The following is a 23,971-nucleotide window of genomic DNA, read 5'->3' as shown; positions in this document are numbered from 1 at the left end:
TGATCCGGGCAGCTGTGATCGCGGACGTACAAGCGACCGAAGAGCCAGGATACTGGACCTTTCGCTCTCGGCCCAATCCGGTGTCAGCGCCCCTGTTCGTACGCCCGCAGCTGCTCCGCGCTGATCATGCCCGTGTCGAAGAGGCTGGTCTCGTCGAGGGCCTGCGGCTGCGCGTCGGCGGCGTTCGCCTGCGGCTGCGCGTAGGCCTGCTGCGGACTCTGGTCGTATCCCGCCTGCTGGTCGTAGCCCTGCTGCTGCGGGTAGGCCGCGTACGGGTCGGCGGTCTGCTGCTGGTACGCGTACGGGTCCTGCTGGGTGTACTGCTGCTGGTATCCGTACGGGTCGGCGGCGGCCTGCTGCTGGTATCCGTACGCGTCCTGCTGCGCGTAGGCCGGCTGCTGGGCCGGGATCTCCGGAGCCGGGGGCGCCGCGGGCTGCTCGGGGGCCGCCGTGCCCGCGAGACCCGCCAGGTAGTCGGAGTCGTTCGTGTGGTGCACGGGTGTCCCGTCCTCCGTGAGGAGGCCGAGGTCGTCGCTGGCGATGCGGCCGTGCAGCTTCTGCCGCCCGCGGCCCACGGCGTCCAGGGTCTTGGCGAGGACGGCCTCGAAGGCGCCGAGCTTGACGTCGACGTACTCGTCGGCGCTGCGGCGCAGCGTCTCCGGGTCGTGGCTGCGCTCGGGGGCGTCCTCGTCCTCGTATCCCTGCTCGTCGGTGCCGGGCCCGGTACCGAGGAGCTTCTCGCGGCCGCGGCCCACGGAGCCGAGGGTCTTGGTGAGGACGACCTCGAAGTTGGCGAGCTTGGAGTCGACGTAGTCGTCGGCCTCGGCGCGGACCTCCTCGGCCTCCCTGCGGGCCTCGGTGAGAATGCGGTCGCCCTCGGCCTGGGAGCGCCGGGCGACCTCCGTGTCGGAGATCAGCGAGCCGCGCTCGGCGTGCGCGGTCTCGATGATCCGCTCGGCCTCCTGACGGGCGTGCTCGACCAGCTGCTCGCGGCCGCCGATCAGCTCCTCGGCCTGGGCGAGGGAGCCGGGCAGTGCCTGGCGCACCTCTTCGAGCATGGCGAGCAGCTCGGCGCGGTTGACCACGCACGAGGCCGACATGGGCATGGAACGGGCGCTGCCGACCGACGCGACGATCTCATCGAGCTTCTTCTGCACGTCCACTCTGCGCTCGCCACTCTCTACGACTGTGATGGAGACGGACGGGTCGACTGTACGACCACTCCCGCCCCGCCCGACACCGGATGACGGACTGTCAGTTCTCCGGGACGGGCTCAGTCCTTGCCGAGACGCCCCTTGAGCGCCTCCAGGACCACGGGTGGCACCAGGTGGGAGACGTCGCCGCCCCAGGTCGCGACCTCCTTGACGAGCGAGGAGGACAGGAAGCTGTAGGTGGGGTTGGTGGGGACGAAGAGGGTTTCCACGCCCGACAGGCCGATGTTCATCTGGGCCATCTGCAGCTCGTAGTCGAAGTCACTGACGGCGCGCAGGCCCTTGACGATCGCGGGGATGTCGCGCTGCTTGCAGAAGTCGACGAGGAGGCCGTGGAACGCCTCGACCTCGACGTTGCCGAATTCGGCGGTGACCTCGCGGATCAGCTCGATCCGCTCGTCGATCTCGAAGAGGCCCTGCTTGGACTGGTTGATCATCACGGCGACGTGCACGACGTCGTACAGCTTGGAGGCTCTGGCGATGATGTCGAGATGTCCGTTGGTGATCGGGTCGAACGACCCGGGACAGACGGCGCGGCGCAACTGAGGTCCCTCGCTCTCCAGTCCGGTCATCGTGCGTCTTCGCACGTAGCGGCGGCGCGACCGTACCAAAACGTCCCCTCACCGTACCGACGGGCCCTGATCGCCTCGAAACCGATCGGCCACCCGAAATCGCCGCCTCTGGTGCTGCGCTCCACGGTGACGAGGGCTTCGGCCGCGAGCCAGCCCCCCGTCCGGAGTGTGAGCAGAATCTCGCGAAGATCCCCGTCCGGGACGGCGTACGGCGGATCGAGGAAGACGAGGTCGTACGGGTCCGACGGCGCCGGAGCATGGACGATCTGTTCCGCTTTGCCCGGCCTGACCTCGGCGCCGGGCAGGCCCAGTGTCTCCACGTTCTCCCGGATGACGCGGGTCGCGCGGGCATCGGCCTCCACGAGCAGGGCGTGTCCCGCGCCACGGCTCAGCGCCTCCAGGCCGACGGCGCCCGACCCCGCGTACAGATCGAGGACGCGCTCGCCCTCGAGGGGGCCGCCGAGCAGCGACTGCCAGGTGGAGAAGAGGCCCTCGCGTGCCCGGTCGGAGGTGGGCCGGGTACCGGTACCCGGCGGAACAGCCAGACGGCGTCCGCCGGCCCGGCCGGCGATCACGCGAGTCATGAGGGTCCTTTTCGCTGGTGAGAGGGCGGCGGGTGTGCCGGCTCCCAGTCTCTCAGCCAGGGGGCAGGGACTGCCTGCCGGGCTGAGGGCACGCGGTGGGTCCCGGTGCCCGGTCAGCCCTTGTCCAGGTACTGCTCGCGCTCCTCGTCGAGGAGGGCGTCCAGGGCGGTGCGCAGGGCGGGGAGGTCGGTGAGGTCGGGGTTGGCGGCGACAATCCTGGTGGCTTCCTCACGGGCCTCGGCGATGATGTCCTCGTCCTCGATGACGGCCAGCATCCGTAGCGAGGAGCGGACGCCGGACTGGGCCTGGCCGAGGACGTCGCCCTCTCGGCGCTGTTCGAGGTCGATGCGGGAGAGCTCGAAGCCGTCGAGCGTGGACGCCACCGCGTTCAGCCGTTGGCGTGCCGGGCTCGCCTCCGGCATCTCGGTGACCAGGAGGCACAGGCCTGGGGCGGAGCCGCGGCCGACGCGGCCACGCAGCTGGTGGAGCTGCGACACACCGAACCGGTCGGCGTCCATGATCACCATCGCCGTCGCGTTCGGCACGTTCACCCCGACCTCGATCACGGTCGTCGCGACCAGGACGTCGGTCTCGCCCGCGGCGAAGCGGCGCATGACGGCGTCCTTGTCGTCGGGCTGCATCCTGCCGTGCAGGACCTCCACCCTGAGCCCCTGGAGGGGGCCGTTGGCGAGCTGGTCGGCGATGTCGAGGACGGCGAGCGGCGGGCGCTTCTCGGCCTCGTCCTCCGGGGCCTTCTTCTTGCTCTTGGCCTTGCCGGAGCCGTCCTCCTCGTCACCGATGCGGGGGCAGACCACGTACGCCTGATGGCCGTTCTCCACTTCCTCGCGCACGCGCTCCCACGCGCGCGACAGGAAACGGGGCTTCTCGGCGGCGGGCACGACATGGCTGGCGATCGGCGAGCGCCCGGCGGGGAGTTGGTCCAGGACGGAGGTCTCCAGGTCCCCGAAGACGGTCATCGCCACGGTGCGCGGAATGGGCGTGGCGGTCATGACCAGCAGGTGCGGGGGCTGCTTGCCCTTGCCCCGGAGGGCGTCACGCTGCTCGACACCGAAACGGTGCTGCTCGTCGACCACGACCAGGCCCAGATCGTGGAACTGCACCTTGTCCTCGATCAGCGCATGCGTGCCGATGACGATCCCGGCCTCACCGGTGACCAGGTCCAGCAGCGCCCGGCGCCGGGCCGCGGCCCCCATGGACCCGGTGAGCAGCACGATCTTCGTGGAGTGCTCGACCCCGGAGAGCATCCCGCCCTCGGCCAGCTCCCCCATCATCTCGGTGATCGAACGATGGTGCTGCTGGGCGAGCACTTCGGTGGGCGCGAGCATCGCGGCCTGTCCACCCGCGTCGACGACGGTGAGCATGGCGCGCAGGGCCACCATCGTCTTCCCGCTGCCGACCTCTCCCTGGAGCAGCCGGTGCATCGGATGTTCGGTCGCGAGGTCGTCGAAGATCTCCTTGGAGACCTTCTGCTGGCCTTCGGTGAGCGTGAAGGGAAGCTTGGCGTCGAAGGCGGTGAGGAGGCCGGCCGGCTTGGGTTCGCGGGCCACGGCGGGGAGTTGGTCGTCGGCGTACCGACGGCGGGCCAGCGCGACCTGGAGGACGAAGGCCTCGTCCCACTTGAGACGGGCGCGGGCGTCGAGGACGTCCGCCTTGGTCTGCGGGCGGTGGATCTTCAGCAGCGCCTCGGGGAGCGTGACGAGACCCCGGCCGTCCCTCAGCGAGTCGGGAAGCGGGTCGACGGCCTCCCGCGCGTTCGGCAGCACCGTCTGCACGGACTTGGCGATCTTCCAGGACTCCAGCTTGGCGGTGGCCGGGTAGAGCGGAATGAGGGACCCGGCCCAGGAGCCGACGGTCTCGGTCGCCTCGTCGTCGTCGGCGCGCAGCAGCTCGTAGGCCGGGTGGGCCAGCTGGAGGCGGTGGTTGAAGACGGAGACCTTGCCGGAGAACATCGCGCGTGTGCCGGGCAGCAATTCCTTGTGCGGCTTGTGCACGCCGTGGCCGAAGAAGACCAGCTGGAGGCGGCCGCTGCCGTCCGTGATGGTCACTTCGAGGCGCTGGCCCTTGCCGCGCGGAGCCTTCGACGACGCGAACGAGTGCAGACGGGCGTCGGCGACCTGGGCGACCACCGTCACATGCTCGTCCATGGGCAGATCCGCGAGGTGGGTGAGCTGCCCGCGCTCCTCGTATCTGCGGGGATAGTGGTGCAGCAGATCACCCACGGTGTGCAGGCCGAGGTGCTCGGCCATCACCTTCGCGGTGGCGGAACCGAGCGCGTTCTTCAGTGGTTCTTCGAGCACGGACACGAGATCCATTGCACACCACCGCACTGACAATGCCGTATACGTCCTGGAAATCCGCTGGTCAGACGCGTCGTTCGGGGCCTAGGATGACCGGCTCCGGCCCTCTTCGCGGTCACCGTCCACCGGGACCGCCCGACCCCGCGCCGTCGCCCGTCCCCCCACCGGCGCTGCGACGATGGACTCCCAGACCTCACAGCCATCCCAGGCATCCCAGTCACCTCATACGTTCCAGGTCGACCTGCGCGGTTTGGTGGACCTGCTCTCCCATCACCTCTACTCCAGTCCCAAGGTCTATCTGCGCGAGTTGCTGCAGAACGCCGTGGACGCCATCACCGCCCGGCGCGCCGAACAGCCGGACGCGCCTGCCACCGTGCGCCTGTACGCCGAGGACGGCGCCCTGCGCGTGGAGGACTCCGGAATCGGACTCACCGAGTCCGACGTGCACAGCCTCCTCGCGACCATCGGCCGCAGCTCCAAGCGGAACGACGGTCTGGAGTCGGCGCGTTCCGACTTCCTCGGCCAGTTCGGTATCGGCCTGCTGGCGTGTTTCGTGGTCGCCGAGCGGATCCGGGTCGTCAGCCGCAGCGCCCGTACGCCCGACGCGGCACCGGTGGAGTGGACGGCGGCCGACGACGGCTCGTACACCGTGCGCACCCTGCCGCACGAGGCCCGCACCGAACCGGGCACCACCGTGCACCTGGTGGCGCGGGCCGGCGCCGGCGAGTGGCTCACGGAGGAGAAGGTCCGGTCACTGGCGCGGGACTTCGGCGCGCTGCTGCCGTACGACGTACGGGTCGGCGACGAGGCGATCTCGGACCTGCCGGCGCCCTGGGACCGCGCGTACCCGAGCCCCGCCAACCGGAGGGTGGCCCTGGCGCGGCACTGCCACGACCTGTTCGGGTTCACTCCGCTGGACTCGATCGACCTGGACGTGCCGCTCGCCGGGATCCGGGGCGTCGCGTACGTCCTGCCGTCCTCGGTCAGCCCCGCCCAGCGCGCGAGCCATCGTGTGCACCTGAAGGGCATGCTGCTCACCGAGCGGGCCGAACAGCTGCTGCCCGACTGGGCGTTCTTCGTGCGCTGCGTCCTGGACACGGACAGCCTGCGGCCCACCGCGTCGCGCGAGTCGCTGTACGAGGACGAGACGCTCGCCGCCGTACGCGAGGCACTGGGCGAGCGGATCCGGTCCTGGCTGACCGGTCTCGCGGCCGGTGACCCGGAGCGGCTGGCGGCCTTCCTGTCGGTCCACCACCTGGGCGTGAAGTCGCTGGCCCGGCACGACCCCGAGATGCTGCGCACGATGCTGCCGTGGCTGCCCTTCGAGACGACCGACGGACGGCTCTCCCTGGAGGAGTTCGCGCAGCGGCACCCGGTGGTGCACTTCACGCGGACCGTGGAGGAGTACCGGCAGGTCGCGCCGATCGCCTCCGCGCAGGGCGTCGGGGTCGTCAACGGCGGCTACACGTACGACAGCGAGCTGGTCGAGGCGCTGCCGTCGGTGCGCCCCGGGACGGTCGTCTCGGAGCTGGACGCCGACACCGTCACGGCGCACCTGGACTCGGTCGACCCGGCCGAGGAACTTGCGCTGGCGGCCTTCCTGGGGGCGGCGCGGGCCAGACTCGATCCCCTGGGCTGCGACGTGGTCCTGCGCGCCTTCCACCCGCTCTCGGTCCCGGCGCTGCACCTGGACGACCGGGGGGCCCGGCACGAACAGGCCCGCGCGGAGGCCGAGGACCGGGCCGACGACCTGTGGGCAGGCATCCTCGGGTCGCTGCGCGGCAGCGCTCCACGCGCGCGTCTGGTGCTCAACCATCTGAACCCGCTGATCCGGCGCATCAGTTCACTCAAGGACCCGGAGCTGATCGGCACCGCCACGGAGTCCCTCTACGGACAGGCCCTGCTGATGGCCCAGCGCCCGCTGCGGCCCGCGGACTCCGCTCTTCTGAACCGCGCGTTCATCGGCCTCCTCGAGTGGGCCACGCACACCAACTCCGGTGAGGACGGCCGACGATGAGCGAGTTCGACGCGATCACCGACTTCGACGCCCTCCGCCATGCGATGGGGGACAACTTCGACCAGCCGGAGGGGCCCGCCCGCAACGCGCGCGCGGAGCAGCTGCTGGCCTCGGCGGAGAAACTCGGCATCCCCCTCGCGGTGATCGAGGCGCTCGGGCACCAGCTGAAGGTCTACAACTACAGCTCCGAGAAGGACAAGATGTTCGTCCCCTTCGCGCGCCTGCTGCGCATGTGGGACGAACGCCCCGAGGACTTCGACCAGTACGAGATCCACTCGCTGCACTGGGTCTTCAAGTGGATGTCGGCCGGAATGCTGGACCAGCCGCACATTCCACTCGCCTCCATAGAGAAGTGGCTCGGCGAGATGGAGCACCGCTACCGGCTGGCCGGGCACTCCGAACGGGCCGTGCGCAGCGCCGAGTTCAGCGTGTCCGCGCACCTCGGGGACCTGGACCGCGCCGAGCGGGCTTACGCCGCCTGGCTGGCCGCCGACCGGGACACCATGGCCGACTGCCACGCGTGCGAGCTGCACGGCCAGGGGTGGTGGCGGGCGCAGCGCGGCTCCGACGCGGAGGCGCTGGAGCTGTGGGGCCCGGTCCTGGAGGGCGAGTACTCCTGCGCCCACGAGCCGCACACCGTCCTGGCGTCCTCCCTGGTGCCCCTGCTGCGCCTTGGGCGTGTGGAGGAGGCGCGCGCCAACCATCTGCGCGGGTTCCGGCTCGTCCGCGCCATGGAGAGCATGCGCGGCGCGTACGCGGACCACGTGGAGTTCTGCGCGCTCTCCGGCAACGAGGCGCGCGCGCTGGAACTGCTCGCCGAGCGTCCCGCGTACTTCACTGACACCGGGGATCCGCGCAGCAAGCTGGACTTCATGGCGGTGGTGACCCTCCTGATGGACCACCTGTCCTCCCTGGGACTCGGTGATCAGACGGTTCCCGGTCCTGCCGGCCGCGCGTGGACAGCGCGCGACCTCGCCGCCCACGCGCGCGGGGAGGCGCTTTCGCTGGCGGCGCGCTTCGACGCGCGCAACGGCACGTCGTATGTCACCACCCGCGCGCGGACGCGGATGAACCAGTCGGGGCTCGTCGAACGCCTGCCGCTGGGCGTGCGCTCCGCGCGCTCCGTACCCACGGCGCACGCGTCGCGTCCGCCCGCCGTCGCGTCGGCGGCGGCAGCCGCCGAGCCCGGCCTGCCCGCGCTGCTCGCCGAGGCCCGCCGCCTGTCGGACTCCCGGAGTCCGGACGCCATCGAGGCCTGGGCGGCGGTCGCACGTGCCGCCGAGGGTCACGAGCTGGACGTCCGCGACCGCGCGGAGATAGCCGACCACGCGGCGATGGAGCGCGGCCCCGAGGGCATCGACCTCTTCCACCGCGCGGCCGAGCTCTACGCCGAGGCCGACGACCCCGGCGAGGCCCTCGCCGCCCGCGCCCGCGCCGCCTACGTCCTCGCCCTGACCGGTGGCACGGACGAAGCCCTGACCAGCGTCTCGGAACTGTACGACCAGGCGCTCGCGCTCCTCGCGGAGGGCGCCACGGGGGTGTCTCAGACGGCGTCCGTGCTGGTGGGGCGGGCGCGGATTCTGATGCATCGGGTGGATGAGGCGGGACCGGGAGCGGGGGGTGACGGGGAGGCTGGGACCGAGCCGGACGGTGGGACCGGCCCGGAGCGCGGGACGGACCCGGAGGCCGGAGTCCCGGCGGAGGCCGGAGTCCCGGCGGAGGCCGGAGTCCCGGCAGCGGCCCTCGGCGTGGGCGGAAGCACCGGCTCACACGAAGACGCAGGCGGGGCCGGAGCGGCGGATACGCGCGAAGACACAGGCGAAGCCGGAGCCGCGGGCGGTCTCGAAGACGCCGGCGCGGTCAGAGTCGCGAATAGGCGCGAAGACACAGTTGAAGCCGGAGCCGCGGGCACGCGTGAAGACACCGGCACCGCCGGAGACGCGGGCACGCACGAAGACACCCACGCGCCCCGGGTCGTGGGTACGCCCGAACGCACAGCCCGGCAAGTACCCGCGCGCCCGCCCCGCCTCACCCCCGTAGCCGCCGCCGAAGCCGCGGCACGCGAGTTGTTGGCTCTTACCGGGCCCCATGTCGGGGACGTGCGGCTGGCTTCGCGGGCCGCCGAGGCGCAGGCCATGCTCGGGGAGCTCGCCGCGCGTGCCGGGGACGCCGAGCAGGCCGCTGAGCTGCTCGGCCGGGCCGTCGAGACGTACGTGTCGGCCGGACTGCCGTGGTTCGCGGTGGAGCACGAGGCACGGCTCGCCGGTATCGCCCTGCACCTCGGCGACCCGCAAGCGGCGGAGCGGGCGGTACGCGGGGCGCTGGAGCACGGCGGAATCCACCTGGAGGCGCCGGGCCACGCACAGCTGCACCTTCAGCTCGCCGAGATCCTCGGCGGCACCGGGCAGTTCGGGCCCGCGGCCGAACACGCCCTGGAGGCCGCGCACTGGGCCGACGAAGCGGGCCAGAGTGCCACGCTCGGCGCCTGGGCCCGGCACCAGCTCGGCGGCTTCCTGGTGCGTCAGGGGCGCTGGGCCGAGGCCGCCGAGATCCTGGAGTCGGCGCTGCCCGACCTGACGACCGCCATGCACGGCGACGGCGCGATCGTGCAGACCAACTGGTGGCTCGGCGACTGCCTCACCGAACTCGGCGACCACCGAGAGGCCGCCGATCACTGGCTGCGGGCCGCCGACATCGCCCGTCACTGGCCCGAGCAGCGCGACCATGCGATGCTCGCCCATCTCGCCGCCGAGGCCCTCGGAAACGCCGGACTGCCCGCCCAGGCGGACCAGGCGTACGAGCGCGCCGGCGACCTCTGGCGCGAGCTCGGCAACGTCCACGGGCTGGTCCGCTCGCTGCGGGCCCGCGCCTGGTCGGCCGCCGGTGCGGAGGCGGGACTCGACGGGGCACGCGAGTTGATGACGGCGGCGGTGCGGGAGTGCGAGATCGCGATCCAAGCCACGCCGATCGCCTCCGACTCAGCCGAAGCCGACGCCAACGCCGACGCCGACGCGGAATTCAAGACCGCGACCGAGAGCGAGACCGACAACGAAGCCGACGCCGAGAACCAGCACGAGGACGAGGACGAGGACACCGCCGCGGCCCTCCGTCTCGTCGCCGAACTCGGGCACACCCACCGTCAGTTCGGCGACCTGGTGGCGCGTTCCGTGCCGGACGACGCGGCGGAGGAATCGGCCAGGGCCGCCTACGAGGAGGCGCTGACCCACTTCGCCGAGGCGATCTCCGTGTTCGCCTCCCTGGGGGACGAGGTCGTCGACGTCCGTACCGGCGCCGAACTCGCCGCCGGCCGGCTGGAGGCGGACCTTCACCGGCCCGCCGCGGCCGCGGCACGCGCGCGTGGAGTGCTTTCCGCGTACGCGGGGCTGGAGGGGGAGACCGCGGACGCCAGGCGCTCGGAGGCGGAGAGCATCCTCAAGGTGACGGAGGGGCGTTCGGAGAACTGACCGGCGCCAGGGGTGGAGGCGGGCCGGCGCGTCCAACCGCTCACCGGCTATTCCACCCCGATCAGCAACAACGCTCCCTGCCGACCGCCCCGGTACACCACCGTGTCCACCGCCAGATACGACTCACGGACGCGGGATTCCAGGTGGCCGGCAATGGCCTCGGGCGCCTCGTCGCCCAGGACGAGGGTGACCATCTCACCGCCGGCGGACAGCATCCGGTCGAGGACGGCTTCGGCCGTGACGGTGATGTCGGAGCCGATGACGGCGACGTCGCCGTCGATGAGGCCGAGGACGTCGCCGGCCTGGCAGATGCCGGCCATGGTCCAGGACTGGCGCTCCGCGACGGCGACCTCGGCGTAGCGGGTGGCGCCGGCCGCGGAGGTCATGGCGACGACATCCTCGTCGAAGCGGCGTTCCGGCTCGTGGACGGCGAGCGCGGCGATCCCCTGGACCGCGGAGCGGGTCGGGATCAGCGCGACCCTGACACCGTCCGCGCGCGCCTGCTCGGCGGCGGCCGCCGCGGTGTGGCGCAGTTCGGCGTCGTTGGGCAGGAGGACCACCTCGCGCGCGTGGGCACGCCGTACGGCCTCGACGAGCTCGCCGCTCGCGGGGGGCTCCCCCGGCCGCGCGAGCACGGTGGTCGCCCCGGCCTCCGCGTACAGCCCGGCCAGCCCCTCGCCGGGTACGACCGCCACGACGGCACGCTGCGCCGGCTCCCGCACCGGCCGCCCCGGGCCGCCGGTGTGGACGTCCCCGAGCCCGAAGTGCGTGATCCTGATCCGGTACGGCCGTCCGGCCTCGACTCCCGCCTCCACGGCGGCACCCGCGTCGTCCACGTGCACATGGACGTTCCACAGCCCGTCCCCGCCGACGACGACGAGCGAGTCGCCCAGCCGGTCGAGCCGGTCCCGCAACCGGGCCACGGGCCCGTCCTCCGCCTCCAGGAGGTAGATCACCTCGAAGGCCGGCCCGCCCTCTTCCGGCACCGGGTCCGCGCACACGTCGGCGTGCACTCCCCCGATGCCGACACCGACGATGTCGACGGCGGCCCGGGCCGTCCGCACGCGCGCGTGGACCTCGGCAGGCCCGGCGAACGCCCTCGGGGCCTCCCCCGTGAACGTCTCCACCAGCGCCCCCAGCACCGCCACCAGCCCCCGTCCGCCCGCGTCGACGACACCGGCGCGCTCCAGGACGGCCAGTTGCCCGGGAGTCGCCGCGAGGGCCGCCCGCGCTCCCTCGTACGCCGCCCGCGCCACCGTGCCGCAGTCCCCCTCGGTGCCGGTGGCCGCGTCGGCGGCGGCCGAGGCGACCGTGAGGACCGTGCCCTCGACGGGGTGCGCGACGGCCTGACGAGCGGAGTCGGCGGCCTTCCGGAGGGCGGACCGCAGACCCGGCCCGTCGATGTGAGCGGTCTCACCGTCGGCACCGAGTACCTGCGCCATACCGCGCAACAGCTGCGCCATGATGGTCCCGGAGTTGCCCCGGGCCCCTATCAGCGCCCCGTGCGCCATCGCCCCCGCCGCGTCGGCGAGCGACGGCCCGTGGCTGTCGGCCTCGCGACCGGCAGCGGCGCCGACCTCGTGCCCCGTGAAGACCGCCTCGACCGCGGCGTTCGCCGACTCCAGCGTCAGATACAGGTTGGTGCCGGTGTCCCCGTCGGCCACCGGGTAGACGTTGATCGCGTCGATCTCCTCGCGCGCCCGTCCCAGTGCCTCCAGCGCGAGGCCGCACCAGGTGCGCACCGCGAGAGCATCGAACGTCTGCGGCACCTTGGGCACCTGCGCCTCCTTGAGCTGCTGGACGTGGACGCAGCGTAGACCCAGAAGGGGTTACTGCCGGTAGGGGGCCCTCTGGAGGGCCAGGCCGGAGCCCGGGGCAGCCATGGTAGTTTCGTTCTCCGGACGCAGTCGTTGTATGCTGCTCCAGTTGCCCGATCAGATCGGGTCTTCCCCCTGGCACCGCCACTCAGATCCTAGATCTTGATCTCGGCATGCCGGGATCCACCGTAAGTTCATCTGAAGTCTTTGGAGTGACCCGTGGCTGCCAACTGCGACGTCTGTGGCAAGGGGCCGAGCTTCGGCAACAGCATCTCGCACTCACACCGCCGTACACCTCGTCGCTGGAACCCGAACATCCAGCGCGTCCGTACCGTGGTGAGCGGGACGCCGAAGCGCGTGAACGCTTGCACCTCGTGCATCAAGGCCGGCAAGGTCACGCGCTGACAACCGCTAGCGCGCGGCCACTGCTGGTTCGCTTGCACTGAACCGGTCCATCTCACGGTGGGCCGGTTTTTTGCTGCTCCCGACCAGACGGGAAACGACGCGAGCGCGTAGGAAAATGCACACGTAAACGCTTACGTAAGCGTTTACGTGCCTGCCCTGAACCGCCACCCGTGATCCACCGGCCCGATCCCGCCTCCCAGCGCGAACCCGGCCGCGATCGCCCCGGTGACATACTCCTTGGCCGCCGCGACAGCCTCCGGCACGGTCTCCCCCTTCGCCAGTCCGCAGGCGATGGCCGAGGCGAGCGTGCAGCCCGTGCCGTGCGTGTGCCGGTTGTCGTGGCGGGGCGCGCGCAGCCAGTGCTCCTCGGACCCGTCCGTCAGCAGATCGACGGCGTCCGCGGGCAGATGGCCGCCCTTGATCAGCACCCACTTCGGGCCGTACGCCAGCACAGCGGCCGCGGCCTCCCGCAACTGTTCCTCGGACTCGACCCGCACACCCGTCAGCTGGGCGACCTCGTCGAGGTTCGGCGTCGCCACGGTCGCGACCGGCAGCAGCCTCGTCCGTACGGAATCCAGCGCGGAGGCGGCCAGCAGCGAGTCGCCGTGCTTGGAGACGCCGACCGGGTCGACGACGGCCGGCGCGTCCGTGGCGGCGATCAACTCGGCGACGGCCTCGACGAGTTCGGCGGAGGCGAGCATGCCGGTCTTCACCGCCTGGACGCCGATGTCGTCGACCACGCTGCGGTACTGGGCGCGTACGGCCGCCACCGGCAGTTCCCAAGCGCCTTGCACGCCCAGGGAGTTCTGCGCGGTGACGGCCGTGATCACGCTCATGCCGTGCACGCCGAGCGCGAGCATCGTCTTCAGGTCTGCCTGGATCCCGGCCCCGCCACCGGAGTCCGAGCCCGCGACCGTCAGCACGCGGGGCGGGACGCTCACGACTCGATGTCCCCGAAGTGGTCCCAGCCGCCCGTGTTCGTCCACGGCGCCCCGTCCACCGTGACCTGCGGCAGCGCCGACGGGTTGAGCACCTCACCGATGATCTTCCAGCGGGCGGGCAGCTTCACGTCCGGCGGGAAGGTGGCGACGATCGCGTGGTCCTCGCCCCCGGTGAGCACCCACTGGATGGGGTCGACGCCGACGGCCTGCCCGATGTCGTTCATCTGGGTCGGGATGTCGATGTCCCCGGAACGCACGTCGATGCGCACCTTGCTCGCCTCGGCGATGTGCCCGAGGTCGGCGATCAGCCCGTCGCTGACGTCCGTCATCGAGGTCGCGCCGAGCCCGGCCGCCGCGGGACCCGCGTGGTAGGGCGGCTCCGGGCGCCGGTGCGCCTCGACGAAGGCGCGCGGTGAGCGGAAGCCCCGGGAGAGGACCGCGAACCCGGCCGCCGACCAGCCGAGCCAGCCCGTCACGGCGACCACGTCACCGGGCTGGGCGCCGCCCCGGGTCACCGGCTCGTGGTTGCGCAGATCGCCGAGCGCGGTGATCGACACCATGATGGTGTCGCCGCGTACGACATCGCCGCCGACCACGGAGGCGCCCGCGACCTGGCATTCGTCGCGCAGTCCGTCCATCATCTCGGACGGCCAGGTGGCCGGGAGTTCGGCCGGGACGACCAGGCCGAGCAGCAGCGCGGTCGGTACGGCGCCCATCGCGGCGATGTCCGCGAGGTTCTGCGCGGCGGCCTTGCGCCCGACGTCGTACGCCGTCGACCAGTCGCGGCGGAAGTGCCGCCCCTCCAGGAGGATGTCGGTGCTCGCCACGACCCTGCGGTCGGGCGCGGCCACCACCGCGGCGTCGTCGCCGGGGCCGACCCGGACCGCCGGGGTGGTGGTGAGACGCGAGGTGAGCTCCTTGATGAGCCCGAACTCCCCCAACTCGCCCACGGTGCCCTTCATAGTCGTACTGCCCCTTCTCTTCCTGTCTGCGCCACGGTACGACTCGTCCGAACCGCGGCGCGTACCGCCTGCGCCGCGCTGCGCGATCCGTCCCGCGCCGCGGCAGACGAACCGTCCTCGGTGCGGTCGCGTGCCGTCCTGGTACTCGGTACGGTCGAAATGACCGTCAACTCGTGCAGTCTGTGCACCCCGGCGCGCAAGCCCCAGCCACCGCGGGTCTCCCCGCGGCGAGCGGCGACGCGATACCGTGGCGTTCCTTTTCCCCACATGATCCTCGTGGCCGCCCTGGAGGTTCCGTGGTACAGGCGTACATCCTGATCCAGACGGAGGTCGGCAAGTCGTCGACCGTCGCCGAGACGATCAGCAAGATCCCGGGGGTGATCCAGGCCGAGGACGTGACAGGACCGTACGACGTGATCGTGCGCGCCCAGGCCGACACCGTCGACGACCTCGGTCGCATGGTGGTCGCCAAAGTCCAGCAAGTGGACGGCATCACCCGCACCCTGACCTGCCCGGTCGTGCACCTGTAGCCCCCGTCTACCCTTGGCCGGTGACCTTCTTCCACCACCGGCGAACCGCTGCTTTCGGGTTGCCCGTTCTCGCTCTGCTGTTCGCCGTCACGGGCTGTTCCTCGGCAGACGACGAACCCTCGGCCGCGGTTCCCAGCCCGGGCGCGAAGGTCACGAAGCTGTGCCAGAACCTGGACAAGGAGCTGCCGAAGAAAGTCAACGGCCTCGACCGGAACGATCCCGAGCCCCGGTCCGCGCTGACCGCGGGCTGGGGAGGCCCGGCGATCATACTGCGCTGCGGTGTGGAACGGCCCGCCGAGATGAACGACTCGAACGCCGACGGCGCGGAGGTGAACGGCGTCGGCTGGCTGGTCGAGAAGCGGGACGACGGGTCGTACGTCTTCACCACGACCCTGCGCACGGCATACGTCGAGGTGAGGCTGCCCAAGGAGCGTGCCGACGAGGGCGCGGGGCCGCTCACGGACTTCGCGGCGCCCATCAAGAAGGCGATCCCCGAGGGGATCGCCGACTGACGTGACGGGCTGCCGCGGAAGCCGCTAGCGGAGCCCGGTCGAGCGGTTCAGCGCCGCCTGCACCAGGCGGTCCACCAGCTCCGGGTAGGCCACGCCGCTCGCCTCCCACATCTTCGGGTACATCGAGATGGGCGTGAAACCCGGCATGGTGTTGATCTCGTTGATCACGAACTCCCCGTCCTCGGTGAGGAAGAAGTCCGCGCGCACCAGGCCCTCGCAGGAGGCCGCATCGAACGCCTCGACCGCGAGCCGCTGGACCTCCGCGGTCTGCTCGGGCGTCAGCGGGGCCGGTACGAGACCGGGCGTCGAGTCGATGTACTTCGCCTCGAAGTCGTAGTAGGCGTGCGCCTGCACGGGCGGGATCTCGGCGGGCACGCTGGCGCGCGGTCCGTCCTCGAACTCCAGGACGCCGCACTCGATCTCGCGGCCGCGCAGCAACGCCTCCACGATGATCTTCGGGTCGTGCCGCTGGGCCTCCGCGATCGCCTCGTCGAGGCCCTCGAAGGAGTCGACCTTGGTGATGCCCATCGAGGAGCCCGCGCGCGCGGGCTTGATGAACAGCGGCCAGCCGTGCTCACCCACGAAGCCGGCGATCCGCTCGCGGGCCCCCTGCTCGTCGCCGGCCCACTCGCGCGGCCGGACCACCAGATACGGGCCGACGGGCAGCCCGAAGGAGGTGAACACCCGCTTCATGTACTCCTTGTCCTGGCCGACGGCCGAGGCCAGCACACCGGCACCGACGTAGGGGACTCCGGAGAGTTCCAGGAGGCCCTGAAGGGTGCCGTCCTCGCCGTACGGGCCGTGCAGCACGGGGAAGACGACGTCCACTTCGCCGAGGGCCTTGGGTACCGAACCCGGTTCGCTGTAGACGACTTCGCGGTTGGCCGGGTCGACGGAGAGGATCACGCCGCCCTCGGTCGACTCGGCGAGCAGGTCCACGCTGGGCTGCCGCCGGTCCACGATCGCCATGCGCTCCGGCTCGTCGGCGGTGAGCGCCCAACGGCCGTCCTGGGTGATGCCGATCGGCAGGACGTCGTACTTCGTCCGGTCGATGGCGCGCAGAACCGCGCCGGCCGTGACCACGGAGATCCCGTGCTCGGAGCTGCGGCCGCCGAAGACGACGGCCACGCGCGGCTTGCGAGGCGGCTGCTCAGGGTTCTGGGAGAGGTTCTCGGTGCTCATATCGCCCTGAGCGTACCCGCTGGTACCCGCCTCAGTCAGCGCCTGTTGACGCCTGTCGCTCAGCGTCGCTCCGGCTTGGCACTGCGCGACAGGATCTCCTTGAGCGCGACGACGGGCGGCTTGCCCTCGTGGACGATGCCGACGACCGTTTCGGTGATCGGCATGTCGACGCCGTACCCCCGCGCCAGATCCAGCACGGACTCACAGGACTTGACGCCCTCGGCGGTCTGCCTGGTGATCGCGATGGTCTCCTGGAGGGTCATGCCCTTGCCGAGGTTGATGCCGAAGGTGTGGTTGCGGGAGAGCGGCGAGGAGCAGGTGGCCACCAGGTCGCCCAGGCCGGCGAGTCCGGCGAACGTCATCGGGTCGGCGCCCATGGCGAGCCCGAGGCGCGAGGTCTCCGCGAGCCCGCGCGTGATGAGCGAGCCCTTGGCGTTGTCGCCGAGTCCCATGCCGTCCGCGATACCGACGGCGAGACCGATCACGTTCTTGACGGCGCCGCCGAGTTCACAGCCCACCACGTCCGTGTTGGTGTACGGGCGGAAGTACGGCGTGTGGCACGCGGACTGGAGCCGCTGGGCGACCTCTTCGGAGCGGCAGGCGACCACGGCGGCGGCCGGCATGCGTGCGGCGATCTCCCGCGCGAGGTTGGGTCCGGTGACCACGGCGATGCGGTCGGCGCCGACCTTGGCGACGTCCTCGATCACCTCGCTCATCCGCATGGTCGAGCCGAGTTCGACACCCTTCATGAGCGAGACCAGCACGGTGTCGGGCGCGAGGAGCGGCGCCCATTGCGCGAGGTTGCCGCGCAGAGTCTGCGAGGGAATGGCGAGCACCGTGAAGTCGGCCTGGTCCGCGGCCTCGGCGGGGTCCGTGGTGGCCCGCAGGTTCACCGGGAGTTCGACGCCCGGCAGGTAGTCCGGGTTCGTACGCGTGGAGTTGACCGCCTCCACGAGGTCGGCGCGGCGCGCCCACAGGGTGACGTCGCAACCCGCGTCGGCGAGCACCATGCCGAAGGCGGTGCCCCACGATCCGGTCCCGAAGACAGCCGCCTTGACCGGCTTGCTCACGTGCCCTGCCCCTCTTCCTGCTGTGCCTTGTGCTGCGCCCGCGCGTTGTCGTGGGCGTCCTGTTCCTGCGCGGAGATCTGCCGGGCCGCCCGTTCACCGGTCGCGGTCCGCCTGCGCTGCTCGACCCGCTCGCGGCGCGGGTCGTAGGGCGCCTGGGGTGCCTTCTCGCCGCGGATCCGCTCCAGCTGCTCGGTGATGGCAGCCATGATGACCTCGGTCGCCTCCTTGAGGACGTCCGGGGACATCTCCTTGTCGTAGAAGCTCGAGAGGTCGACCGGGGGGCCCGCCAGGACGTGGTGGGTCTTGCGCGGCAGGACGTGAAGCCTCTTGGCGTACGGCGGCAGGAGTTCGTTGGCGCCCCACTGGGCGACGGGAATCACCGGGCACTTGGTCTGGAGCGCGACGCGGGCGGCGCCGGTCTTGCCGGTCATCGGCCACTGGCCGGGGTCGCGTGTGATGGTGCCCTCGGGATAGAACGCGACGCACTCGCCGCGCTCGACGGCGTCGATCGCGGCCCGGAAAGCACTCAGCGCGTCCGTCGTCTCGCGGTACACCGGGATCTGGCCCGTGCCGCGCATAGCGGCGCCCACGAACCCCTTGCCGAAAAGGCTGCTCTTCGCCAGAAACCGCGGAACACGCCCGGTGTTGTACTGGTAGTGCCCGTACATGAACGGATCCACATGCGAATTGTGGTTCACCGCGGTGATAAATCCGCCCCCGGCCGGAATGTTCTCGACCCCGCGCCAGTCCCGCTTGATCAGAACCACCAGCGGCGGTTTGCAGAGGACCGCTGCAAAGCGGTACCAGAAGCCGATTCTGCGGCGGGGCACGCGAACACCTTCCTCCAAGACCTGGGGGGCCGCACAAGTGTCGCCCCAGGCCGACTGTCTGTCGAGAACACCGTACGCCCCGGAGTGCGGACCGCCAGGGCGGCCGGGTCACAATAAGTGCGACAAGGGAGAGGCGGAGCGCACGTGCAGTGGAACCTGGTGATACCGCTCAAACCCCTGTCGCGGGCCAAGAGCAGGCTTGCGGACACCGCCGGCGACGGACTGCGTCCGGGGCTCGCCCTCGCCTTCGCGCAGGACACCGTGGCCGCCGCGCTGGCCTGCGCCGCGGTCCGTGATGTGGCGGTAGTCACGGACGACTCCCTCGCCGGGCGGGAGCTGGCCGCACTGGGCGCCCGGATCATCACCGGCGAGCCGGCGGGCGGCCTGAACGTCGCACTGGCGTACGGCGCCTCCGCCGTACGCTCCCGAACTCCCGAAAGGCCCGTCGCCGCCCTGAACGCCGATCTGCCCGCCTTGCGCCCGCCGGAATTGGCCCGGGTACTCGAGGCCGCGGCCGAATTTCCGCGCGCTTTTCTCCCCGATGCCGCCGCAATCGGTACCACTCTGCTGGCCGTGGCCCCGGGCCGGGAATTGCTCCCGGATTTCGGCCCCGATTCCCGCGCCCGTCATCGCGCCTCGGGCGCGGCGGAACTCCGTCTCCACGGAGTGGATTCCGTACGCCAGGACGTGGACACCGGCGACGACCTGCGAGCCGCCCTGGCACTGGGTGTGGGCTCTCGCACGGCGGCTCTGGCCGCGCGCCTGCTCATCCCCGGCCAGTCCGGCGGCTGACGGCGGGGCCGCCCTCGCCCACCCGTGGATAGGCTTCCGCCATGCAGGCGACCGCGTACACGTACGACCCCGTGACCCGTAGCGGCCAGGTGCTGCTCGACGACGGCACCCCGGTGCCCTTCGACGGCCCGGCGTTCGACGCCGGCGGCCTGCGACTGCTGCGCCCCGGACAGCGGGTGCGCGTCGAGACCGAGGGGGACGGCGAGGCGCGCCGGATCACGCTGATCACCCTGCAGACGTTCTAGACGCCGCGAACGGGGCGCGGAGCGGCTGCCGGCAGACCCCGGACACGCCGCGGGCCGGGCTCCCGGTGGGAGCCCGGCCCGACGCGTGAGTTGCCTCTGCGCCCTCGCTAGGAGCGGGCGGTGGCCTTCTTGGCGGTGGTCTTGCGGGCCGTCGACTTCTTGGCGGGGGCCTTCTTGGCCGTCGCCTTCTTCGCCGGGGCCTTCTTGGCCGTCGCCTTCTTGGCGGTGGTCTTCTTGGCCGCGACCTTCTTGGCGGTCGCCGTGGTCTTCTTGGCGGTCGCCTTCTTGGCCGTGGTCTTCTTCGCCGTGGCGGTCGTCTTCTTGGCGACCGTCTTCTTCGCGGTGGCGGCGGTCTTGTTGGCCGTCGCCCGCTTGGCGGTGGTGGCCTTCTTGGCCGCGGCCTTCTTCACCGTGGCCGAAGCGCCGCCGGAGAGGCTGCCCTTCGGGGCCTTCTTGACCGCGACGTCGTTCTTCGGGAGCTTCTTCGAGCCGCTCACCAGGTCCTTGAAGCCCTGGCCCGCGCGGAAGCGCGGTACGGAGGTCTTCTTGACCCGGACGCGCTCACCCGTCTGCGGGTTGCGGGCGTAACGGGCCGGACGGTCAACCTTTTCGAAGGAACCGAAGCCGGTGACCGACACCCGGTCACCGCCGACAACCGCGCGGACGACGGCGTCCAGTACGGCGTCGACCGCGTCGGCGGCCTGCTGACGCCCGCCGACCTTGTCGGCAATCGCTTCTACGAGCTGCGCCTTGTTCACGTCTTCCCCTTCGGAGACATTGCCAGAACGAATGCGTTCAAGCTTTTTCGCACGTTAGGCAGATATATACCGCAAATCAAACACGAAACGGGCGAATCACCCTTGTGCCGCAACGAACTCGGACTGTCGTGGAGTAACTCAGCGTTCCTCTTCGAGGAATCGGCCCTCGTCGAGGTCAGTGGTGAACCGCTCCAGACGCCTTGTCGCATCGGCGAGATCGTGCTTGGCCACGGCCGTAATGACCAGCAGCTTCCGGGTCAGCGCCATCCGTACGCCCTCCGGGACTTGCAGTGCGCGCACTCTTGTGTGCGCTTCCTTGAGTTGGGCCGCGACTGCCACATAGAGCTCGAGTTGGCCGTCGTGTTCCATGCACAGATTGTGCCATCTGGGGCGAGTTGTCGCCTGCCCAGGGGGTAACTGCCGCCCCCGGAGGGGTTCCTGGGCCCCTCGGCGGCACCCCGCACCATTGGTCGGCTACCCCGACAACCGCCTTTGTAACTAGGGGAGTTGAGGCTGTTCGCCAACGCATCCGAAGGCTGTTCGGAGGGGGACACAGCTGTACCCCCAACCGTCCACGATTGGGGGTACAGAGGGGTGTTGCGGTGGCTGAAATCAGACCTGGAGCGTCTTCGGCTTGTGCGAGGGCCGCTTGGCCTCGTACGCCGAGATGTCGCCCTCGTTCTGGAGGGTGATGGAGATGTCGTCCAAGCCGTTCAGCAGCCGCCAGCGGGCGTTCTCATCCAGCTCGAAGGAGGCGGTGATGCCCTCGGCGCGCACCTCGCGGGCCTCCAGGTCGACCGTGACCTCGGCCTGCGGGTCGTTCTCCGTGAGTTCCTGGAGCGCGTTCACGATCTTCTGCTCCAGAACCACCGTGAGCAGGCCGTTCTTGAGCGAGTTACCGCGGAAGATGTCGGCGAAACGGGAGGAGATGACAGCCTTGAAGCCGTAGTTCTGGAGCGCCCAGACGGCGTGCTCGCGCGAGGAGCCGGTGCCGAAGTCGGGGCCGGCGACCAGGACCGTGGCCCCCGCCCGCTCGGGCTGGTTGAGGATGAACGACGGGTCCTTGCGCCAGGCCTCGAAGAGCCCGTCCTCAAATCCGTCCCTGGTCACCTTCTTGAGCCAGTGAGCAGGGATGATCTGGTCCGTGTCGACGTTGCTGCGGCGCAGCGGGACGGCCCGGCCGGTGTGCGTGGTGAATGCTTCCATGGCTTATCGGACTCCAGCGGGCGTACGGGCGTCGGACAGGTCGGCCGGGGAGGCCAGGTGGCCCAGCACGGCGGTGGCGGCGGCGACCTGCGGCGAGACCAGGTGCGTACGGCCGCCCTTGCCCTGCCTGCCCTCGAAGTTGCGGTTGGAGGTCGACGCGGAGCGCTCACCGGGGGCCAGCTGGTCCGGGTTCATGCCCAGACACATCGAGCAGCCCGCGTGCCGCCATTCGGCGCCGGCCTCCTTGAAAACGACGTCCAGGCCCTCGGAAACGGCCTGGAGACCGACCCGCGCCGAGCCGGGGACCACCAGCATCCGTACGCCGTCGGCGACTTTGCGGCCCTCGACGAGCGCGGCGGCCGCACGCAGGTCCTCGATACGGCCGTTGGTGCACGAACCTACGAAGACGGTGTCGACCTTGATGTCGCGCAGCGGCTGTCCGGCGGTCAACCCCATGTATTCCAGGGCCTTTTCGGCGGCCAGACGCTCCGAAGCGTCTTCGTACGAAGCAGGATCGGGGACGGCCGCCGAAAGCGGCGCTCCCTGGCCGGGGTTGGTACCCCAGGTGACGAACGGCGCGAGGGAGGCGGCGTCGATGACGACCTCCTCGTCGAATTCCGCGTCCTCGTCAGTCTTCAGCGTCTTCCAGTACGCGACGGCGGCGTCCCATTCCTCGCCCTCGGGCGCGTGGGCGCGGCCCTCGAGGTAGGCGAAGGTGGTCTCGTCGGGGGCGATCATGCCCGCGCGGGCGCCGGCCTCGATCGACATGTTGCAGATGGTCATGCGGGCTTCCATCGAGAGCTTCTCGATGGCGGAGCCGCGGTACTCCAGGATGTAGCCCTGGCCGCCACCCGTACCGATCTTCGTGATGATCGCCAGGATCAGGTCCTTGGCCGTGACGTCCTCGGGCAGTTCGCCGTCGATCGTGATGGCCATGGTCTTGGGCCGGGCCAACGGCAGCGTCTGGGTGGCCAGCACATGCTCGACCTGCGAGGTGCCGATGCCGAAGGCCAGCGCGCCGAAGGCGCCGTGTGTGGAGGTGTGCGAGTCGCCGCAGACCACGGTGGTACCCGGCTGGGTCAGGCCCAGCTGCGGTCCCACGACGTGGACGACGCCCTGCTCGACGTCGCCGAGCGAGTGCAGTCGCACACCGAACTCGGCGGCGTTCTTCCGCAGCGTCTCCAGCTGGATCCGGGAGACCGGGTCCGCGATGGGCTTGTCGATGTCGAGGGTCGGGGTGTTGTGATCCTCGGTGGCGATGGTGAGGTCGAGGCGGCGCACGGGTCGCCCGGCCTGGCGGAGGCCGTCGAAGGCCTGCGGGCTGGTCACCTCGTGCAGCAGGTGCAGATCGATGAAGAGGAGGTCGGGCTCGCCCTCGGCGCGCCGGACGACATGGTCGTCCCAGACCTTCTCCGCGAGTGTCCTACCCATCGCTTTCCCTCCGGCCGGCCTGTGTGGCGCCGGCCCAACTAGAGATTTCCGGTGCGGCGACGCTCGTACCCCTCGTATCGGGCGTCCGCCGCCGGGCCCGTTGGTCCGCGGGCCGCATGCCCACAAGGGTGGCGCGTTCCACGGGAAATTGAACTTGCGTTTCACAGAGTGAGACGCGAGTATCGTTTCATGGACAACAGTAGCGGCGTCGGCGTTCTGGACAAGGCAGCCCTTGTCCTGAGCGCTCTGGAGTCCGGTCCGGCCACCCTCGCGGGACTGGTCGCGGCGACCGGACTGGCACGACCCACGGCACATCGCCTCGCCGTGGCACTTGAACACCACCGCATGGTGGCGCGTGACATGCAGGGCCGTTTCATTCTCGGCCCCCGCCTCGCCGAGCTGGCCGCGGCCGCCGGCGAGGACCGCCTCCTCGCGACGGCGGGCCCGGTGCTCACGCACCTGCGGGACCTCACCGGGGAGAGCGCGCAGCTCTACCGCCGCCAAGGCGACATGCGCATCTGCGTCGCCGCGGCCGAGCGCCTCTCCGGACTCAGGGACACCGTCCCGGTCGGCTCCACCCTCACCATGAAGGCGGGTTCCTCGGCTCAGATCCTGATGGCCTGGGAAGAGCCGGAGCGGCTGCACCGAGGCCTCCAGGGCGCCCGCTTCACCGCGACGGCTCTGTCGGGAGTACGACGCCGGGGCTGGGCCCAGTCGATCGGCGAGCGCGAGCCGGGCGTCGCGTCCGTCTCCGCGCCCGTACGCGGCCCCTCGAACCGCGTGGTCGCCGCCGTCTCGGTGTCCGGGCCGATCGAGCGCCTGACCCGGCACCCCGGCCGGATGCACGCCCAGGCGGTCATCGACGCCGCCGGCCGCCTCTCCGAAGCCCTGCGCCGCACCGGCTGATCGTCACCCCGGGAGGGGCCGGCCTCAACGCCGCGGCAGGCCCTCCCCGCACGACGAGCGCCGAACTCTCCGCTCCGCAGACGGAGTTGACGCGGAGAACGCCGATGGCCCCCCACCGAAGTGGGGGGCCATCGATCTACGTACCCCCGACCGGATTCGAACCGGCGCTACTGCCGTGAGAGGGCAGCGTGCTAGGCCGCTACACAACGGGGGCGAGG

22 protein-coding genes and 1 tRNA gene are annotated in these 23,971 nt (G+C 70.9%); 8 read left to right on the top strand and 15 right to left on the bottom strand.

The genetic code is table 11. The annotated features are described in order from the left end of the window. Positions 1–83: 83 nt before the first annotated feature. The 4 genes from ACIBLC_RS20080 to recG all read right to left on the bottom strand — a co-directional run bounded on the left by ACIBLC_RS20080 (position 84) and on the right by recG (position 4,700). Positions 84–1,163 carry a cell division initiation protein gene (locus ACIBLC_RS20080; RefSeq protein ID WP_399212350.1) on the bottom strand — a complete coding sequence of 360 codons (1,080 nt, stop codon included), beginning with the start codon at positions 1,161–1,163 and terminating at the stop codon, positions 84–86. Between the two features lie 110 nt (positions 1,164–1,273). Next, entirely contained in the window at positions 1,274–1,753 is a 480-nt protein-coding gene (gene coaD, locus ACIBLC_RS20075) for a pantetheine-phosphate adenylyltransferase (RefSeq protein ID WP_399212511.1), read from the bottom strand. A 26-nt stretch (positions 1,754–1,779) separates the two neighbouring features. Continuing rightward, positions 1,780–2,367: a 16S rRNA (guanine(966)-N(2))-methyltransferase RsmD gene (rsmD, locus tag ACIBLC_RS20070; RefSeq protein ID WP_399212349.1), complete on the bottom strand. Its 588-nt coding sequence runs from the start codon at positions 2,365–2,367 to the stop codon at positions 1,780–1,782. Positions 2,368–2,480: 113 nt separating this feature from the next. After that, positions 2,481–4,700 carry an ATP-dependent DNA helicase RecG gene (recG, locus tag ACIBLC_RS20065; RefSeq protein ID WP_399212348.1) on the bottom strand — a complete coding sequence of 740 codons (2,220 nt, stop codon included), beginning with the start codon at positions 4,698–4,700 and terminating at the stop codon, positions 2,481–2,483. A 163-nt stretch (positions 4,701–4,863) separates the two neighbouring features. Here recG and ACIBLC_RS20060 point away from each other — a divergent pair, with 163 nt between their 5' ends. Both ACIBLC_RS20060 and ACIBLC_RS20055 read left to right on the top strand, forming a co-directional pair. Then, complete coding sequence (locus ACIBLC_RS20060; protein ID WP_399212347.1) at positions 4,864–6,702, top strand: HSP90 family protein; 1,839 nt, start codon at positions 4,864–4,866, stop codon at positions 6,700–6,702. After that, positions 6,699–10,166, top strand: coding sequence for a tetratricopeptide repeat protein (locus tag ACIBLC_RS20055; protein WP_399212346.1), 3,468 nt, complete (start codon positions 6,699–6,701; stop codon positions 10,164–10,166). The genes ACIBLC_RS20060 and ACIBLC_RS20055 overlap by 4 nt, the downstream gene beginning before the upstream one ends. Before the next feature lie 47 nt (positions 10,167–10,213). Here the strand turns inward: ACIBLC_RS20055 and ACIBLC_RS20050 are convergent, their stop codons facing one another. Next, the gene (locus ACIBLC_RS20050; protein WP_399212345.1) at positions 10,214–11,944 is read right to left on the bottom strand and encodes a DAK2 domain-containing protein; all 1,731 of its coding nucleotides are present in this window, start codon (positions 11,942–11,944) and stop codon (positions 10,214–10,216) included. A gap of 258 nt (positions 11,945–12,202) precedes the next feature. On the opposite strand from ACIBLC_RS20050, the gene rpmB reads away from it, so the two are divergent. Continuing rightward, positions 12,203–12,388, top strand: a complete 186-nt coding sequence (gene rpmB / locus ACIBLC_RS20045) for a 50S ribosomal protein L28 (protein WP_399212343.1) — start codon at positions 12,203–12,205, stop codon at positions 12,386–12,388. 143 nt (positions 12,389–12,531) lie between these two features. Here rpmB and thiD read toward each other — a convergent pair whose 3' ends face one another. Together thiD and ACIBLC_RS20035 are read right to left on the bottom strand one after the other, a co-directional pair. Continuing rightward, positions 12,532–13,329, bottom strand: a complete 798-nt coding sequence (gene thiD, locus ACIBLC_RS20040; RefSeq protein ID WP_399212342.1) for a bifunctional hydroxymethylpyrimidine kinase/phosphomethylpyrimidine kinase — start codon at positions 13,327–13,329, stop codon at positions 12,532–12,534. Then, positions 13,326–14,291 (bottom strand): thiamine-phosphate kinase, encoded by a 966-nt coding sequence (locus ACIBLC_RS20035; RefSeq protein WP_399212341.1) that lies wholly within the window; start codon positions 14,289–14,291, stop codon positions 13,326–13,328. Before ACIBLC_RS20035 ends, thiD begins: the two co-directional genes overlap by 4 nt. A 296-nt stretch (positions 14,292–14,587) precedes the next feature. Between ACIBLC_RS20035 and ACIBLC_RS20030 the strand changes: the two genes are divergently transcribed. Together ACIBLC_RS20030 and ACIBLC_RS20025 are read left to right on the top strand one after the other, a co-directional pair. After that, the gene (locus ACIBLC_RS20030) at positions 14,588–14,821 is read left to right on the top strand and encodes an Lrp/AsnC family transcriptional regulator (RefSeq protein WP_383684229.1); all 234 of its coding nucleotides are present in this window, start codon (positions 14,588–14,590) and stop codon (positions 14,819–14,821) included. 20 nt (positions 14,822–14,841) lie between these two features. Further along, positions 14,842–15,333: a DUF3515 domain-containing protein gene (locus ACIBLC_RS20025; RefSeq protein ID WP_399212340.1), complete on the top strand. Its 492-nt coding sequence runs from the start codon at positions 14,842–14,844 to the stop codon at positions 15,331–15,333. A gap of 24 nt (positions 15,334–15,357) precedes the next feature. Here the strand turns inward: ACIBLC_RS20025 and ACIBLC_RS20020 are convergent, their stop codons facing one another. From ACIBLC_RS20020 to ACIBLC_RS20010, 3 genes are read right to left on the bottom strand one after another with little or no spacing between them, the layout of a single operon-like run. After that, a complete protein-coding gene (locus ACIBLC_RS20020) occupies positions 15,358–16,515 on the bottom strand; it encodes a D-alanine--D-alanine ligase family protein (protein WP_399212339.1) in 1,158 nt (385 codons plus the stop codon). 59 nt (positions 16,516–16,574) lie between these two features. Next, complete coding sequence (locus tag ACIBLC_RS20015) at positions 16,575–17,585, bottom strand: NAD(P)H-dependent glycerol-3-phosphate dehydrogenase (RefSeq protein WP_399212338.1); 1,011 nt, start codon at positions 17,583–17,585, stop codon at positions 16,575–16,577. Beyond that, positions 17,582–18,415: a lysophospholipid acyltransferase family protein gene (locus ACIBLC_RS20010; protein WP_399212337.1), complete on the bottom strand. Its 834-nt coding sequence runs from the start codon at positions 18,413–18,415 to the stop codon at positions 17,582–17,584. The genes ACIBLC_RS20015 and ACIBLC_RS20010 overlap by 4 nt, the downstream gene beginning before the upstream one ends. 144 nt (positions 18,416–18,559) lie before the next feature. Here ACIBLC_RS20010 and cofC point away from each other — a divergent pair, with 144 nt between their 5' ends. Together cofC and ACIBLC_RS20000 are read left to right on the top strand one after the other, a co-directional pair. Next, positions 18,560–19,207, top strand: a complete 648-nt coding sequence (gene cofC, locus ACIBLC_RS20005) for a 2-phospho-L-lactate guanylyltransferase (protein ID WP_399212336.1) — start codon at positions 18,560–18,562, stop codon at positions 19,205–19,207. A 41-nt stretch (positions 19,208–19,248) separates the two neighbouring features. Next, complete coding sequence (locus ACIBLC_RS20000) at positions 19,249–19,452, top strand: hypothetical protein (protein ID WP_399212335.1); 204 nt, start codon at positions 19,249–19,251, stop codon at positions 19,450–19,452. 107 nt (positions 19,453–19,559) lie between these two features. Here the strand turns inward: ACIBLC_RS20000 and ACIBLC_RS19995 are convergent, their stop codons facing one another. The 4 genes from ACIBLC_RS19995 to leuC all read right to left on the bottom strand — a co-directional run bounded on the left by ACIBLC_RS19995 (position 19,560) and on the right by leuC (position 22,847). Continuing rightward, positions 19,560–20,210: an HU family DNA-binding protein gene (locus tag ACIBLC_RS19995; protein ID WP_399212334.1), complete on the bottom strand. Its 651-nt coding sequence runs from the start codon at positions 20,208–20,210 to the stop codon at positions 19,560–19,562. A gap of 138 nt (positions 20,211–20,348) precedes the next feature. Continuing rightward, positions 20,349–20,579, bottom strand: coding sequence for a hypothetical protein (locus tag ACIBLC_RS19990; RefSeq protein ID WP_327431991.1), 231 nt, complete (start codon positions 20,577–20,579; stop codon positions 20,349–20,351). A 243-nt stretch (positions 20,580–20,822) separates the two neighbouring features. Beyond that, entirely contained in the window at positions 20,823–21,416 is a 594-nt protein-coding gene (gene leuD, locus ACIBLC_RS19985; protein WP_399212333.1) for a 3-isopropylmalate dehydratase small subunit, read from the bottom strand. Between the two features lie 3 nt (positions 21,417–21,419). Beyond that, the gene (leuC, locus tag ACIBLC_RS19980) at positions 21,420–22,847 is read right to left on the bottom strand and encodes a 3-isopropylmalate dehydratase large subunit (RefSeq protein WP_399212332.1); all 1,428 of its coding nucleotides are present in this window, start codon (positions 22,845–22,847) and stop codon (positions 21,420–21,422) included. A gap of 189 nt (positions 22,848–23,036) precedes the next feature. On the opposite strand from leuC, the gene ndgR reads away from it, so the two are divergent. Beyond that, on the top strand, positions 23,037–23,753 hold the full coding sequence (gene ndgR / locus ACIBLC_RS19975) for an IclR family transcriptional regulator NdgR (RefSeq protein ID WP_006383662.1): 717 nt from the start codon (positions 23,037–23,039) through the stop codon (positions 23,751–23,753). Positions 23,754–23,894: 141 nt separating this feature from the next. Here the strand turns inward: ndgR and ACIBLC_RS19970 are convergent. Then, positions 23,895–23,967, bottom strand: a tRNA-Glu gene (locus ACIBLC_RS19970). Positions 23,968–23,971: the final 4 nt, after the last annotated feature.

Source organism: Streptomyces sp. NPDC050535, assembly GCF_044457665.1.
GTDB lineage: Bacteria > Actinomycetota > Actinomycetes > Streptomycetales > Streptomycetaceae > Streptomyces.
This window is presented reverse-complemented; position numbering and strand designations above follow the sequence as displayed.